At 60.4% G+C, this 13,635-nt stretch carries 15 protein-coding genes and 1 pseudogene; 9 read left to right on the forward strand and 7 right to left on the reverse strand.

Annotated elements, in window-relative coordinates:
* The 7 genes and pseudogenes from ACFFAR_RS11040 to iscX form a co-directional block, all read left to right on the forward strand.
* Positions 1–224: pseudogene (locus ACFFAR_RS11040) on the forward strand (IscS subfamily cysteine desulfurase); the annotation flags it as partial.
* Between the two features lie 57 nt (positions 225–281).
* Complete coding sequence (gene iscU / locus ACFFAR_RS11045; RefSeq protein WP_061999055.1) at positions 282–710, forward strand: Fe-S cluster assembly scaffold IscU; 429 nt, start codon at positions 282–284, stop codon at positions 708–710.
* A 126-nt stretch (positions 711–836) separates the two neighbouring features.
* On the forward strand, positions 837–1,160 hold the full coding sequence (gene iscA, locus ACFFAR_RS11050) for an iron-sulfur cluster assembly protein IscA (protein WP_047896463.1): 324 nt from the start codon (positions 837–839) through the stop codon (positions 1,158–1,160).
* A gap of 84 nt (positions 1,161–1,244) precedes the next feature.
* A complete protein-coding gene (gene hscB / locus ACFFAR_RS11055) occupies positions 1,245–1,769 on the forward strand; it encodes a Fe-S protein assembly co-chaperone HscB (RefSeq protein ID WP_174364918.1) in 525 nt (174 codons plus the stop codon).
* 53 nt (positions 1,770–1,822) lie between these two features.
* Positions 1,823–3,688 (forward strand): Fe-S protein assembly chaperone HscA, encoded by a 1,866-nt coding sequence (hscA, locus tag ACFFAR_RS11060; RefSeq protein ID WP_174364919.1) that lies wholly within the window; start codon positions 1,823–1,825, stop codon positions 3,686–3,688.
* 30 nt (positions 3,689–3,718) lie between these two features.
* Complete coding sequence (gene fdx / locus ACFFAR_RS11065) at positions 3,719–4,060, forward strand: ISC system 2Fe-2S type ferredoxin (RefSeq protein WP_061999057.1); 342 nt, start codon at positions 3,719–3,721, stop codon at positions 4,058–4,060.
* Between the two features lie 34 nt (positions 4,061–4,094).
* Complete coding sequence (iscX, locus tag ACFFAR_RS11070) at positions 4,095–4,292, forward strand: Fe-S cluster assembly protein IscX (RefSeq protein WP_061999058.1); 198 nt, start codon at positions 4,095–4,097, stop codon at positions 4,290–4,292.
* An 85-nt stretch (positions 4,293–4,377) separates the two neighbouring features.
* Here the strand turns inward: iscX and ACFFAR_RS11075 are convergent, their stop codons facing one another.
* The 7 genes from ACFFAR_RS11075 to ACFFAR_RS11105 form a co-directional block, all read right to left on the reverse strand.
* Complete coding sequence (locus ACFFAR_RS11075; protein WP_061999059.1) at positions 4,378–5,073, reverse strand: glycine zipper 2TM domain-containing protein; 696 nt, start codon at positions 5,071–5,073, stop codon at positions 4,378–4,380.
* 303 nt (positions 5,074–5,376) lie between these two features.
* A complete protein-coding gene (lysS, locus tag ACFFAR_RS11080) occupies positions 5,377–6,903 on the reverse strand; it encodes a lysine--tRNA ligase (protein WP_174364444.1) in 1,527 nt (508 codons plus the stop codon).
* Positions 6,904–7,042: 139 nt separating this feature from the next.
* Positions 7,043–8,147 (reverse strand): peptide chain release factor 2 gene (prfB, locus tag ACFFAR_RS11085; RefSeq protein ID WP_119024634.1). Its coding sequence is split into 2 segments (ribosomal slippage): positions 7,043–8,065 and positions 8,067–8,147, totalling 1,104 coding nucleotides; the frame shifts between segments, so codons are not numbered across the junction.
* 91 nt (positions 8,148–8,238) lie between these two features.
* Entirely contained in the window at positions 8,239–9,945 is a 1,707-nt protein-coding gene (recJ, locus tag ACFFAR_RS11090) for a single-stranded-DNA-specific exonuclease RecJ (RefSeq protein WP_086380079.1), read from the reverse strand.
* Positions 9,946–9,957: 12 nt separating this feature from the next.
* Positions 9,958–11,079 (reverse strand): regulator, encoded by a 1,122-nt coding sequence (locus tag ACFFAR_RS11095; protein ID WP_174364477.1) that lies wholly within the window; start codon positions 11,077–11,079, stop codon positions 9,958–9,960.
* Positions 11,080–11,123: 44 nt separating this feature from the next.
* The gene (locus ACFFAR_RS11100) at positions 11,124–11,426 is read right to left on the reverse strand and encodes a HigA family addiction module antitoxin (protein WP_061999063.1); all 303 of its coding nucleotides are present in this window, start codon (positions 11,424–11,426) and stop codon (positions 11,124–11,126) included.
* Between the two features lie 6 nt (positions 11,427–11,432).
* The gene (locus ACFFAR_RS11105) at positions 11,433–11,729 is read right to left on the reverse strand and encodes a type II toxin-antitoxin system RelE/ParE family toxin (RefSeq protein WP_174364476.1); all 297 of its coding nucleotides are present in this window, start codon (positions 11,727–11,729) and stop codon (positions 11,433–11,435) included.
* Positions 11,730–12,119: 390 nt separating this feature from the next.
* Between ACFFAR_RS11105 and ACFFAR_RS11110 the strand changes: the two genes are divergently transcribed.
* On the forward strand, positions 12,120–13,373 hold the full coding sequence (locus ACFFAR_RS11110) for a lipoprotein-releasing ABC transporter permease subunit (protein WP_061999064.1): 1,254 nt from the start codon (positions 12,120–12,122) through the stop codon (positions 13,371–13,373).
* A partial coding sequence (locus tag ACFFAR_RS11115; RefSeq protein WP_174364475.1) for an ATP-binding cassette domain-containing protein occupies positions 13,366–13,635 on the forward strand: 270 nt, incomplete at its 3' end. The genes ACFFAR_RS11110 and ACFFAR_RS11115, both read left to right, overlap by 8 nt.

The raw sequence follows: 13,635 nt of genomic DNA on the forward strand, positions 1-13,635 counted from the left end.
CTTCGCTGGAACCGTCATACGTGCTGCGCGCGCTGGGCCGCAACGACGAACTCGCGCACAGCTCGATCCGCTTCACGGTTGGCCGCTTTACGACCGAGCAGGACGTCGACTATGTGATCAATCTGTTGAAGGGCAAGATTCAGAAGCTGCGCGATTTGTCGCCGCTTTGGGAAATGCATAAGGATGGCATCGACATCTCGTCGATCCAGTGGGCCGCGCACTAAGCAGCACTTTGCGCCCCGGTTGAACGCACACGCATACGAATTCAAGGAGTTTGAATCATGGCTTATAGCGACAAGGTTCTGGACCATTACGAAAACCCGCGCAACGTCGGTTCGTTCGGCAAGGACGACGACACGGTCGGCACCGGCATGGTCGGCGCGCCCGCGTGCGGCGACGTGATGAAGCTGCAGATCCGCGTGGGCGCGGACGGTGTGATCGAAGATGCGAAGTTCAAGACGTATGGCTGCGGCTCGGCGATTGCCTCCAGCTCGCTCGTGACCGAATGGGTCAAGGGCAAGACCCTGGACCAGGCGCTGACGATCAAGAACACCCATATTGCTGAAGAACTGGCTTTACCGCCGGTCAAGATTCACTGCTCGATTCTCGCCGAAGACGCAATCAAGGCCGCCGTTGCAGACTACAAGCAACGTCACGGTGCGGGCGTTGCAGAAGCGGCTCCGGTTGAAGCGAAGCAACACGCAGCGTAAGCAATTCAGGGAGGGGCGCCTGGGTCTGCAAGAGAGATCCGGCGCTCGGGTTTTGGATTCAAAGCAAGGCTGCAGCATGCGACCGGGAGCAACCATCCGGATTCAAGCAACTGCTGAAGAGAGACTATGGCAATCACGTTGACGGACAAGGCAGCACAGCACGTGCAGAAGTATCTGGTTCGACGCGGCAAGGGCGTAGGGCTGCGTCTTGGCGTGCGCACGACCGGCTGTTCGGGCCTCGCTTACAAGCTCGAGTACGTGGACGAACTCGCGCCGGAAGATCAGGTGTTCGAGTCAGCGGGCGTGAAGATCATTGTCGATCCGAAGAGCCTCGCTTATATCGACGGCACCGAACTGGATTTCGCGCGCGAAGGGCTGAACGAAGGTTTCAAGTTCAACAATCCGAATGTGAAAGACGAGTGCGGCTGCGGCGAATCTTTTCGCGTATAGCATTGTGGAAGAACAGCAAAGAGGCGGCGCGTGCCGCCTTTTTCTTTAGCATCACTGCTTTTTAAGTCCATCTATCCTCCTCCCATGGCCACGCTCAACGACAGTCACTTCGACCTGTTCGATCTCCCGCCGACTTACGCCATCGATTCCGCGAAGCTGGACGAAGCTTATCGAACAGTGCAGGCGCAGGTTCATCCCGACCGGTTTGCAGCCGCGGGCGATGCGCAAAAGCGCGTTGCGATGCAGTGGGCCACGCGCGCGAACGAGGCGTACCAGACGTTGCGCGACCCGCTCAAGCGGGCCACGTACATGCTCTCGCTGCGCGGTGTGCATGCCGACGCCGAGAACAACACGGCGATGGAACCGGCCTTCCTGATGCAGCAAATGGAATGGCGCGAAAATATCGAGGACGCGGCGGGGGCGAAGAACGTGGGCGCGCTCGAGTACTTGCTCACGGAACTGCGCGACCAGGAACGCATTCGCTTCGAAAAGCTGGCGGCTTTGATCGACAGTCACGCCGATCAGGCGGCAAGTGAAGCCGTCCGCCAGTTGATGTTTATCGAACGTGTGGCGAGCGAGATTGGCAACCAGATCGAAAAGCTCGACTGATTTCAGACCACCAGACGACACTACAGGCGTCACCAACCCCCAATAGAGCAACGATGGCTTTACTGCAAATTTCAGAACCCGGCATGGCTCCGGCGCCGCATCAGCGGCGCATTGCCGTGGGCATCGATCTCGGTACGACGAATTCGCTCGTGGCCGCAATGCGCAACAGCGTAGCTGAAGTGCTGCCCGACGAGGACGGCCATTACCTGCTGCCGTCGGTGGTCCGGTATCTGGAGAAGGGCGGCCGGCGTATCGGTCGTGTTGCGAAGGAAGAAGCGGCGCTTGATCCGCGCAACACGATTGTTTCGGTCAAGCGTTTCATGGGCCGCGGCAAGAGTGAAGTGGAAGGCGCCGAGAACGCGCCCTACGATTTTGTCGATGCGCCAGGCATGGTGCAGATTCGTACTATCGATGGTGTGAAGAGCCCGGTGGAAGTATCGGCGGAAATCCTGGCGACGTTGCGTTATCGCGCGGAAGATTCGCTTGGCGACGATCTGGTCGGTGCGGTGATCACCGTTCCGGCTTATTTCGATGAAGCCCAGCGTCAAGCCACGAAAGACGCCGCGAAACTCGCCGGCCTGAACGTGCTGCGTTTGCTGAACGAACCGACTGCGGCCGCGATTGCTTACGGGCTGGACAACGCATCGGAAGGGTTATACGCCGTGTACGACCTCGGCGGCGGAACCTTCGACCTGTCGATTCTCAAGCTCACCAAAGGCGTCTTCGAAGTGCTCGCGGCAGGCGGCGATTCAGCGCTGGGCGGGGATGATTTCGATGCCATGGTTTATCGGCACGTGCTCGCAAAAGCGAAGGTGAAGCCGGCAACGCCGGAAGACGTGCGGCTGTTGCTCGATCATGTGCGTACGGCCAAGGAAGCGTTGTCGGATGCGCCGGAAGCGCGCATCGAAGCCGCGTTCTCCGATGGTCAGAAAATCGATCTGACAATCACCGAAACCGACTTTGCCGCGCTGACTGAAGCGCTGGTTGCACGCACGCTGACGCCGACCCGCAAGGCGTTGCGCGATGCGAAGATCTCGGCGTCCGAGATCAAGGGCGTCGTGCTGGTTGGCGGCGCGACGCGCATGCCGGTGATTCGGCGCGCGGTCGAAGAATATTTCGGCCAGCCGCCATTGACCAATCTCGATCCCGATCAGGTCGTGGCGCTCGGCGCTGCGATCCAGGCCGACATGCTCGCGGGCAATCGAAGCGGCGAGGGCGATGACTGGCTGTTGCTGGACGTGATTCCGCTGTCGCTCGGTGTCGAAACCATGGGCGGCCTGACGGAAAAAATCATCCCGCGCAATTCGACCATTCCGGTCGCGCGCGCGCAGGACTTCACAACCTTCAAGGACGGCCAGACCGCAATGGCCATTCACGTGGTGCAGGGCGAACGCGAGCTCGTTTCCGACTGCCGGTCGCTCGCGCGTTTCGAGCTGCGCGGCATTCCGCCCATGGCCGCCGGCGCTGCGCGCATTCGCGTGACGTATCAGGTGGACGCGGACGGTTTGCTGTCGGTGTTTGCGCGCGAACAATTGTCGGGCGTGGAGGCATCGGTGGTCGTGAAACCGTCCTATGGTCTCGCCGATGACGACGTTGCCCGCATGCTGGAAGAGAGCTTCACCACCGCCGAAGTCGATATGCGCGCCCGCGCACTGCGCGAAGCGCAAGTCGACGCACGGCGTCTGGTAGAAGCATCGCAAGCGGCGTTGGGCGCGGACAGCGAACTGCTGGACGACGCCGAGCGCGCGAATATCGAAATGTTGATCGGCCAGCTGGCAACGGTCACGACGGGCGACAGCACGGACGCCATCGAAGCCGCGACCAAGGAACTGGCCGCCGCCACCGACGAGTTCGCCGCCCGCCGCATGAACAAAAGTATTCGCCGCGCACTCGCCGGCCGCCGGCTCGACGAACTCTGAGCCCATAACGACATAGAACGGAAAGAAGTCATGCCCCAGATCGTAGTTTTGCCCCACGTCGAGTTGTGCCCGGATGGCGCGGTGATCGACGCGGATTTATCGAAGAGTATTTGCGACAACTTGCTGGATAACGGCATCGAGATCGAGCACGCATGCGAGAAGTCATGCGCCTGCACGACGTGTCACGTGATCATCCGCGAAGGATTCAACGCGCTGGTTCCATCGGAAGAAGACGAGGACGATTTGCTCGACAAGGCATGGGGACTCGAGCCGACGTCGCGGTTATCATGTCAGGCGATGGCACCCGCCGACGAGGATCTCGTGGTCGAGATTCCGCGCTACACCATCAATCACGCTAAAGAGAATCACTGAAACTATCAGGGACCTTGAGACAGGAGCGCTTGCCATGAAGTGGACAGACACGCAGGACATCGCGATGGCACTGACCGACGCGCATCAGAACGTCGATCCGCAGTTCGTGCGATTTACGGATTTGCATCGCTGGGTGACGGAATTGGCAGGCTTCGACGACGATCCTGAGAAATCCAACGAGAGGATTCTCGAGGCGATCCAGGCGGCATGGATTGAAGACGCGGATTACTGAATCTGGCGTCGGCCAAGACAAAACAAAAACGGCGATTCCGCGAGGAGTCGCCGTTTTGTTATCCAGCTCAACCATCCAACCGATATCAGCCCGCAGCCAGCGTACCGTTCTCGATGCGCACGCGTTGGCCCTGGCTGAATGGCGGCGGCTCACGATACGTGAAATAACGCGTCTTGCCGTTTTCCATATGCACGCGCACCGAATAATCGGTCTCGCTGCGCAGATGTTTTTCCACCGCGTTACCGCCGAGGCCGCCGCCTAAAGCGCCGAGAATCGTCATGCCGGTACGGCCACCTCCGCGACCAAACTGGTTACCGATCAGACCACCCGCGACCGCGCCGCCAACTGCACCGATACCCGTGCCGTGACCTTCGCGCTTCACCGCCGAGATGCCTTCAACCGTGCCGCAAGTAGAGCAGTACGCAGCTTGCACTGGTTGCTGCTGCGCATAGTTCGGCTGTTGCGCCGGTTGCTGTTGAGCCACTTGGCGGGCCTGCTGTTCCTGCGCTGCTTGTTGCTGCTGCGCCGCTTGCTGTTGAGCGGCTTGCTGCTGCGCCTGTGCTTGAGCCGCTGTCGGCGCCACGGGTTGTGTCGCGACCTGTGCTGCTTGCGTCTGGTCGTTCACAGGCGACGTGCTGGACGCCTTCGGAAAGAGTCCAGTGACGGCGGCCGTAGCCGCGAGACTCGCAATGATGACCGCACCCGCGGCGGTAGCCACCAGTGGGTGAATCTTGCGATTGGGTGAATTTGGGGTGGTCATGTTGTTGTTGCTGTTATCCATTTTTGAACCTCCGTCTCAAGGCAGAGTGCGATGTTGCTGGGTGTCTGGTGATTAGTTTGCGGCAGTATCCGCCGCCGGATTTATCAATTTGTAACGTTTAGGTGTGATCTATTGATGCAAGAACCGCACCGGGATCGATAAGTGCTACAGGTGCTTGTTTTATAAGGGTTTTTGCCTGTACTGGGTCCGTGGCTTTGCTCAACAGCAATTACCTTTTACCTAAAGTTACAAACTTCATGACCCGTCTGAACGTAAAAAAGGCGCTTTCGCGCCTTTTTTACAAACCAGCCGTGTTCGCCGGAATCAGTCTTCCCGGCGCAAATGTGGGAACAGGATTACGTCACGGATGCTAGGGCTGTCGGTGAGCAGCATTACCATCCGGTCAATACCAATCCCGCAGCCGCCCGTCGGCGGCATGCCGTGTTCGAGCGCGCGAATGTAGTCGGCGTCGTAGAACATGGCTTCTTCGTCACCGGCATCTTTTTGGTCGACCTGCTTTTGAAAGCGTGCAGCCTGATCTTCAGGGTCGTTCAGCTCGGAGAAGCCGTTCGCGATCTCGCGGCCCGTGATGAACAGCTCGAAGCGCTCGGTGATTCCCGGAACCGTATCCGATGCCCGTGCCAGCGGCGACACTTCCAGCGGATAGTCGACAATGTACGTCGGCTCCCACAATTGCGATTCCGCGGTTTCCTCGAACAGCGCGAGTTGCAGCGCGCCCACGCCGGCATTCAGGAACTGCGGCTGCGATGCATCGACGCCAAACTTTTTCAGTTCCGGGCGCAGGAACGCTGGATCGCCAAGTTGTTCGTCCGTGTATTGCGGTGCAAATTTCTGAATTGCCTCGCAAATGGTCAGCCGATGGAACGGCTTCGATAAATCCAGCTCGCGCCCCTGATAGGTGATGTTGGCGGTACCGCGTGCATCGATGGCCGCCTGCCGGATCAGCTCTTCCGTGAAGTTCATGATCCACGTGTATTCCGTGTACGCGGCGTAGAACTCCATCATGGTGAACTCGGGGTTGTGTCGCGGCGACACGCCTTCGTTGCGGAAATTGCGATTGATCTCGAACACGCGTTCAAAGCCGCCGACCACCAGCCGCTTCAGATACAGCTCGGGCGCGATACGCAAAAACATCTGCATGTCGAGCGCGTTGTGATGCGTGACGAACGGCTTTGCCGCGGCGCCGCCGGGAATCGGATGCAGCATCGGCGTTTCCACTTCCATGAAATCCGCCTTCGCCATGAAGCTGCGAATCGACGCGAACGCCTTCGTGCGCGCAATAAACGTCTGGCGCGTTTCCGGCGTCACGATCAGGTCGACGTATCGCTGGCGATAGCGCATTTCCTGATCGGACAGCCCGTGAAATTTGTCGGGAAGAGGGCGCAACGCCTTCGTCAGCAGACGCAGTTCGGTGCATCGGACAGAAAGTTCGCCTTTGTTCGTGCGGAACAAAACGCCCTTCGACGCGATGATGTCGCCCAGGTCCCACTTCTTGAACGCGTCGTAGACGTCCTGGCCGACGTCGGCGGGCGTGATGAAGAACTGGATCTGGCCGCTGCCGTCCTGCACTGTCGCAAAACTTGCCTTGCCCATCACGCGTTTCAACATCATGCGACCGGCGACAGCGACTTGCAGCGGCTCGGCTTCGAGCGCTTCCTTGTCTTTATCGGCGTAATCGGCTTGCAGCGCGGCGGCCCGGTGCGTCGGACGAAAATCGTTCGGGTACGCGATGCCTTGCTCGCGCAGCGCACGGAGCTTGTCGCGACGCTCGGCGAGGATCTGGTTTTCTTCCAGTTCGGGAGCGGCGCCCGGCTGAGTCGGTTCGGTCATGATGTCTTCGGCGATGAATACGGTGACTGCGGCTGAATTGGGACCTGATTCGGTCGTTGGCCGCAAATATCAGCGACGCAATGCTGCGGTGAATTGCTGCAGAACGTCGCTGCAAAAGATGCTTAAAAGCGTGCTTCGGTTACACGCCCTGTTTCAGGCTGGCGCTGATGAAGTCGTCCAGATCGCCATCGAGTACGGATTTCGTGTTGCTGATTTCCACGTTCGTGCGCAAGTCCTTGATACGGCTGTTGTCGAGCACGTACGAGCGGATCTGGTGACCCCAGCCCACGTCGGTCTTGCTGTTTTCCAGGTTGTCTTTCTCGACCTGGCGCTTGCGCATTTCGAACTCGTACAGCTTTGCCTTCAGCATCATCATGGCTTCGGCGCGGTTGCGGTGCTGCGAGCGGTCGTTCTGGCACTGCACGACGATCCCCGTCGGTCCGTGCGTGAGACGCACAGCGGAATCTGTCTTGTTGATGTGCTGGCCGCCCGCGCCCGACGCGCGATACGTGTCGGTGCGAATGTCCGCCGGATTGATATCGATTTCGATGGAGTCGTCGACTTCCGGGTACACGAAGATCGATGAAAACGACGTATGGCGTCCGCCCGACGAGTCGAAGGGCGACTTGCGCACGAGCCGGTGCACGCCCGTTTCCGTGCGCAGGAATCCGTATGCGTATTCGCCTTCCACCTTGATGGTCGCGCTCTTGATCCCGGCAACGTCGCCGTCGGATTCTTCCAGCACTTCAGTCTTGAAGCCCTTACGCTCGCAGTAGCGCAGGTACTGGCGCATCAGCATGGCTGCCCAGTCGCACGCTTCGGTGCCGCCGGCGCCTGCTTGGATATCGATAAAGCAGTTGTTCGGGTCGGCCGGGTTCGAGAACATCCGGCGGAATTCCATGTCTTCGACGCGTTTTTGAAGCGCTGCCGCGTCTGTCTCGCACGAGACGAGTGTGTCTTCGTCGGCTTCCTCGCGGGCCATGTCGAACAGATCCTGCGTGTCGCGCAGGTCGTTATCGAGGTCCGTGATCGTGGTGACGACGCCGTCGAGCAGCTTTTTCTCGCGGCCCAGCGCCTGGGCGTTTTTCGAGTCGTTCCAGACGTTCGGGTCTTCTAGTACCCGGTTGACTTCGTCGAGGCGAAGAGCCTTGGCGTCGTAGTCAAAGATACCCCCGGAGCTCGCCGGCGCGATGGCGCAGGTCGGCGAGGAGATTCTCGATTGCGTTTAGACGTTCCGCTTCCATGTGATCGTTTTCAGGTTTTTTGGCTAAGAGGGAAATTATAACTTAGCCGCAACCTGCGCTGGGCGGGCGCGGACGATCGGGACCCCGCGTTTCACGCGAGCGCGTGCTCGACGATCATCTGCACACGCGCCACACCATTCCATGTATCTGAAACCAGCCGGTACGCCACCACCGTGCGATTCGGCAACGTGTCCGTATGATTGAACCAGATCGCATTGAAGCGCTGCTGGCCGCGCCGCAGTTGCAGTTTCAGGTGTTTGTCCTTCACCAGCGCCTGCGAAGCCACTTCGAATTCACCAGAGAAAACCGGCGCGGGGAAGCCCTGGCCCCAGACGGCGTTATCGATCAGTTCGACGAATTGCGGCGTGAAATAAGCGTCTTCGAGTTCGCCGTCAGTTTCAACCACCCGCGATAACGCTTCGGTTGTCAGCCATTCGCGTCCGACCGCTTCGAACGCGGCGGTGAAGCGGGGAATGTCGGCGGTGACGATGGTCATGCCCGCGGCCATCGCGTGTCCGCCGAATTTCACGATCATTCCGGGCTCGCGCTTGGAAATCAGGTCCACGGCGTCGCGCAAATGGAAACCGGCAATCGAGCGTCCCGATCCCTTCGATAAAACCCCGCTGTCATCCGCGTGCGCAAATGTGAACGACGGACGATGAAATTTCTCCTTCAAACGCCCGGCGACAATCCCGATCACACCCTGGTGCCAGGTGGGATTGAACAGCGTCAGCGTGGCGGAGTCTGCGGGATCGATGCTCGCCAGTTCCTCGAGCGCCTGTTCCTGCATCCCGGCCTCTATTTCGCGCCGTTCGCGGTTGATGCCGTCGAGTTGCTGCGCGAGTTCCCACGCGCGGCCGATGTCGTCGGTGATCAGGCATTCAATGCCGAGCGACATATCCGACAAGCGTCCCGCCGCGTTCAGGCGAGGGCCGAGCGCAAAGCCGAGATCGAAGCCGGATGCAACGCGCGCATCGCGCGCCGCTGCGCGAAACAGCGCCGCGATACCCGGCTGCATGCGTCCCGCGCGAATCCGCTTCAGGCCTTGCGCCACCAGGATGCGGTTGTTCGGATCGAGCTTCACCACGTCGGCGACGGTTCCAAGCGCAACGAGATCGAGCAGGCCGTCGAGACGCGGTTCGGGCGCTTCGTCCGTGAACGCATTGCGGCGGCGCAATTCCGCGCGCAACGCCAGCAGTACGTAGAAAATCACGCCCACGCCCGCAATGCATTTGCTCGGAAAGCTGCAGCCCGGCTGGTTCGGATTCACGATTGCGCGCGCCGGCGGGAGATCGTCGCCCGGCAGGTGGTGGTCGGTCACGAGCACATCGATACCCAACGCGTTCGCCGCTTCCACGCCATCCACGCTCGCGATGCCGTTATCGACCGTGATCAGCAGATCCGGCTTGCCTCCGGCCCGGCCCGCCGCCAGTGCCACGATTTCGGGCGTCAACCCGTAACCGTATTCGAAACGATTCGGCACCAGATAATCGATCTGCGCGCCGAACATTCGGAGTCCGCGAACGGCCACCGCGCAGGCCGTCGCGCCGTCGCAATCGTAGTCGGCAACGACGAGCATGCGGCGCTTCGCTGCGAGCGCATCGGCGAGAACAGCGGCCGCTTCATCGCAGCCCTTGAGCCCGATGGGCGCGTGCAATTTCTTGAGCTCGGTTTCGATTTCGTCCGGTGAACACACACCGCGCGATGCATACAGCCGCGCGATAACCGGATGAACGCCATGACGCACGAGAACGGCGGCATCGGCGGGAGAGGGGGCACGTGTGACGATTCGGGTCATTCGTTCCAGTTTCTATTCGATGAACAACGCGGCCATCGGACGTCGCCGCCAGAATTTGCGCAACGCACCGCGTGTAACGCTCAGCGATACGGAGCCGGTATCGCTGCACAAGGTAAGGCGCAACGTGCCGAGCGAGCCATTTTCGAGCGCGCTGAGCGCAGGGGCGAACCAGTCGCGCTCGAGAACACCGAGCGCTTCATTCCACCGCGCCCAGTCCTGTTCTATAAACGGCGCCGAGAACGGATCGAGCTCTACCAGCGTGCGGCCATTGTTCTGGTTTTGATCTGCGGCAAGCGCCGCGAACGATGCCGGCGGCGCTTCCGGAACGATATCGGCGGCGAGTGCCAGGCCGCGTGTTGCTGCCGCACTCGACATGACCCGCGCAAACGGACTTGTCACGCTGCGAATCGCGCCTTGCGCGTGCAACCAGATCGAATTGATCGCGGGCAGGCCGCGCATTTCGCGCGCTTCGTTGAGCGGATGCTCGAACCACGCCATCTGCACTTCGTTCTGCAACTTCATCCATGCCCGCGAGCGCTCGCCCGTGCCGGCTTCGTGCGGCAGCCAGATCTCGATGTTGCGCCCGCTCGCCCGCAACGGCGACGCCCCGGCTAGCGTGCCGAGGCTTTCGCCCGTGACGTACCAGCGCACCGGTTGCGGCGCCTGGATCGTCAGGCCAAGGTCTTCTATCAGTGGCTTGACGACATCGAACAGCGTTCGTGCTTCCTCGTTCTCCACGCCGAGCGTCGCCGGATCGATCAGGACCAGGTGGTCACGCGCAATACGAACGTGAACCGGCTCGATGCACGCCCATGTGGCATCGCCCGGAGAACCGCCATCGGCGAGCAGCATGTAGGGCGCGAGCGGTGCTTCGTCGGCGGCCTGCCTTGATGACGTATTCGATGAGTCGTTCACCACGCCGAATTGCCGCGCAATCCAGCGTTCGTGCGGCAAGGTGCGCTGAAAATCCTCGCCGATCACGCGTTCCTCGACCGTTGCGCGGGCAAGCAGCCGATCAAGCGCTGGACGCGCGAGGGTGTGAAGCGCAGTTGCCGCGTCGGCGGCGGACGGCAGCGCGAACGGAAGAAGAAGATGGAGATCGTGGAGCTTGGGCGTGGGCATGATGCTGGGCATTGTATGGCAAAGGGCCCGGCGCTTCTGCTGGCTGATTGCGCGTTTTAAGCGCGGGTAGGCTCGCGCGGTTCGACTTTTCGATCGATTTCACTGCGTGTGGGCAGTGTCTTGAGGTCGTACATGGCCTGCAGATTCAACCAGAATTCAGGCGTGGTGTCGAAGTAGCGCGCGAGGCGATAAGCCGTATCCGCCGTGATGCCGCGCCGTTCCTTCACGATCTCGTGCAGCCGCGTGGCCGGCACGTTGAGCGCCAGCGCCAGCGCGTTGACGCTCAACTCCAGCGGGACCAGATAGTCTTCCCGAAGAATTTCTCCCGGATGAACTGCGCGCATTCCGTTCTTCGACATGTTGAATCAACCTGCTTGGTGATAGTCAATGATTTCGACGTCGACAGAACCCTTCGTCGTCCATTTGAAACAAACGCGCCACTGGCTGTTGATCCGGATGCTGAGCTGGCCCCGCCGGTCGCCCGACAGCCGTTCGAGACGGTTGCCGGGCGGTGATTTCAGGTCGCGCAATTCGTGCGAAGCATCCAGCGCCGAAAGCCTTCTGGTCGCGACATCTGCAATTGCTGCAAACCGCTTCGGCGTTTCACCTTCGTAAAGTGCCTGCGTGTCCTTGCATCGGAACGTTTGAATCATTATGGTCATCGTATTACGTTTTGCGTAATACGTAAAGGGTTAAATCGAGGGCCGTCGTGGCGGGCATTGCCAACTCTTTTTGGAAGGGGTTCATGCGGCCGGCGAGCTGATCGAGTATGGACTGACGTCTCGCTTCCCGAAATCGGCCGAATGGCCTGTGTCAAGGGTTTTGCACGCGTTTCGCGTGCGTTTTCCGCCGCATTGCGTCCCTCGCTCTAAAGGGGGGCTTAAGCATTGTGTGGCAAACTTCGCGCTTGATCGGATGCGCAACGGCGCGTCCAGTTCGCGCCTGATCGACGGATCGGGTGATAAAAACGGCGCAAGTCGCACGGAACGTCCATCCGTGCACCGAATGCGCGATGGTCAGATCGAAGAACGTTAGACGCTGAAAGGAATCGCTTGAAACTTCCCTATGAATGGCAGATCGGCTGGCGCTACACCCGCGCCGGCAAACGCACCACCGGCAACGGTTTCATCTCGTTCATTGCGCTGGTATCCATGGCCGGCATTGCGCTCGGCGTGGCCGCGCTGATCGTGGTGCTTTCGGTAATGAACGGCTTTCAGAAAGAGGTTCGCGATCGCATGTTGTCGGTGCTCGCGCACGTCGAAATCTTTTCGCCGACGGGGTCCATGCCCAACTGGCAACTGACCGCTCAGGAAGCGCGCAAGAATCCGGAAGTGATCGGCGCGGCACCTTATGTCGACGCGCAGGCGCTGCTCACGCGGCAAGGTGCTGTCAGCGGCGTGGCGTTGCGCGGCGTCGAGCCGACGCTCGAACCGCAAGTGTCCGATATCGGCAAGGAAATGAAGGGCGGCAAGCTCACGGATCTCGTGCCGGGCGGGTTCGGCATCGTGCTCGGACGCGACCTGGCGAGCAATCTCGGCGTAGGAACGGGTGACAAGATCACGCTGGTGGCCCCTGAAGGCACGATCACGCCAGCGGGCATGCTGCCGCGGCTCAAGCAGTTCACGGTCGTCGGCGTATTCGAATCCGGGCACTACGAGTACGATTCCACGCTCGCACTGATTTCCATCTCCGATGCCCAGGCGCTCTTTCGCCTGCCGGCGCCCACGGGCGTGCGGCTGAAGCTGAAGGACATGCAACGCGCGCCGGAAGTCGCGCGGCAGCTTTCGCGCACGCTCTCCGGCGACCTTTACATTCGCGACTGGACGCAGCAGAACAAGACGTGGTTCTCGGCCGTGCAAATCGAAAAACGCATGATGTTCATCATCCTGACGCTCATCATTGCGGTCGCGGCGTTCAACCTGGTTTCGTCGCTGGTGATGACCGTGACCGATAAGCAAGCGGACATCGCGATTCTTCGCACGCTTGGCGCGCAGCCCGGGTCGATCATGAAGATCTTCGTGATTCAGGGCGTGACGATCGGGTTTATCGGCACGGCAATCGGCGTGACGCTCGGTTGCCTGATCGCCTGGAGCATCCCGTGGCTCGTGCCGGGTATCGAACATCTGTTCGGCGTGCAGTTCCTGCCGCCGTCGGTGTATTTTATCAGCGAACTGCCGTCCGAACTCGTCCCCGCCGACGTGATCCGGATCGGGCTGATCGCGTTTGTCTTGTCATCGCTCGCCACGCTCTATCCGAGCTGGCGCGGCGCGAAGGTCCGTCCGGCGGAGGCATTGCGGTATGAGTGAGGTGTCGAACAACATCGTGCTGGAAGCATCGGCCATTTCGAAGACGTTCGTGCAGGGCGGCTTTAACGTGCAAGTGCTGGACAATGCTGAATTGCAGGTGCATCGCGGCGAAAAGCTCGCGATCGTCGGCGCGTCGGGTTCCGGCAAAAGCACGTTGTTGCACGTGCTCGGCGGGCTCGATGAACCCAGCGCCGGCAAGGTTTCGCTTTTGGGCAAGCCGTTCACCGCGTTGCGCGAACGCGAGCGCAACGAGTTGCGCAAC

The sequence above is a fragment of the uncultured Caballeronia sp. genome, from assembly GCF_964243625.1.
In the GTDB taxonomy this organism is placed as follows: Bacteria; Pseudomonadota; Gammaproteobacteria; order Burkholderiales; family Burkholderiaceae; genus Caballeronia.

Bases quoted from the DNA above. Each gene is read 5' to 3' on its own strand.
- iscA (WP_047896463.1), top strand. From the start codon at position 837: ATGGCAATCACGTTGACGGACAAGGCAGCACAGCACGTGCAGAAGTAT.
- hscA (WP_174364919.1), top strand. From the start codon at position 1,823: ATGGCTTTACTGCAAATTTCAGAACCCGGCATGGCTCCGGCGCCGCAT.
- hscB (WP_174364918.1), top strand. From the start codon at position 1,245: ATGGCCACGCTCAACGACAGTCACTTCGACCTGTTCGATCTCCCGCCG.
- ACFFAR_RS11100 (WP_061999063.1), bottom strand. From the start codon at position 11,426: ATGTCGAAGAACGGAATGCGCGCAGTTCATCCGGGAGAAATTCTTCGG.
- iscX (WP_061999058.1), top strand. From the start codon at position 4,095: ATGAAGTGGACAGACACGCAGGACATCGCGATGGCACTGACCGACGCG.
- recJ (WP_086380079.1), bottom strand. From the start codon at position 9,945: ATGACCCGAATCGTCACACGTGCCCCCTCTCCCGCCGATGCCGCCGTT.
- lysS (WP_174364444.1), bottom strand. From the start codon at position 6,903: ATGACCGAACCGACTCAGCCGGGCGCCGCTCCCGAACTGGAAGAAAAC.
- ACFFAR_RS11105 (WP_174364476.1), bottom strand. From the start codon at position 11,729: ATGACCATAATGATTCAAACGTTCCGATGCAAGGACACGCAGGCACTT.
- iscU (WP_061999055.1), top strand. From the start codon at position 282: ATGGCTTATAGCGACAAGGTTCTGGACCATTACGAAAACCCGCGCAAC.
- ACFFAR_RS11075 (WP_061999059.1), bottom strand. From the start codon at position 5,073: ATGGATAACAGCAACAACAACATGACCACCCCAAATTCACCCAATCGC.
- fdx (WP_061999057.1), top strand. From the start codon at position 3,719: ATGCCCCAGATCGTAGTTTTGCCCCACGTCGAGTTGTGCCCGGATGGC.
- ACFFAR_RS11095 (WP_174364477.1), bottom strand. From the start codon at position 11,079: ATGCCCAGCATCATGCCCACGCCCAAGCTCCACGATCTCCATCTTCTT.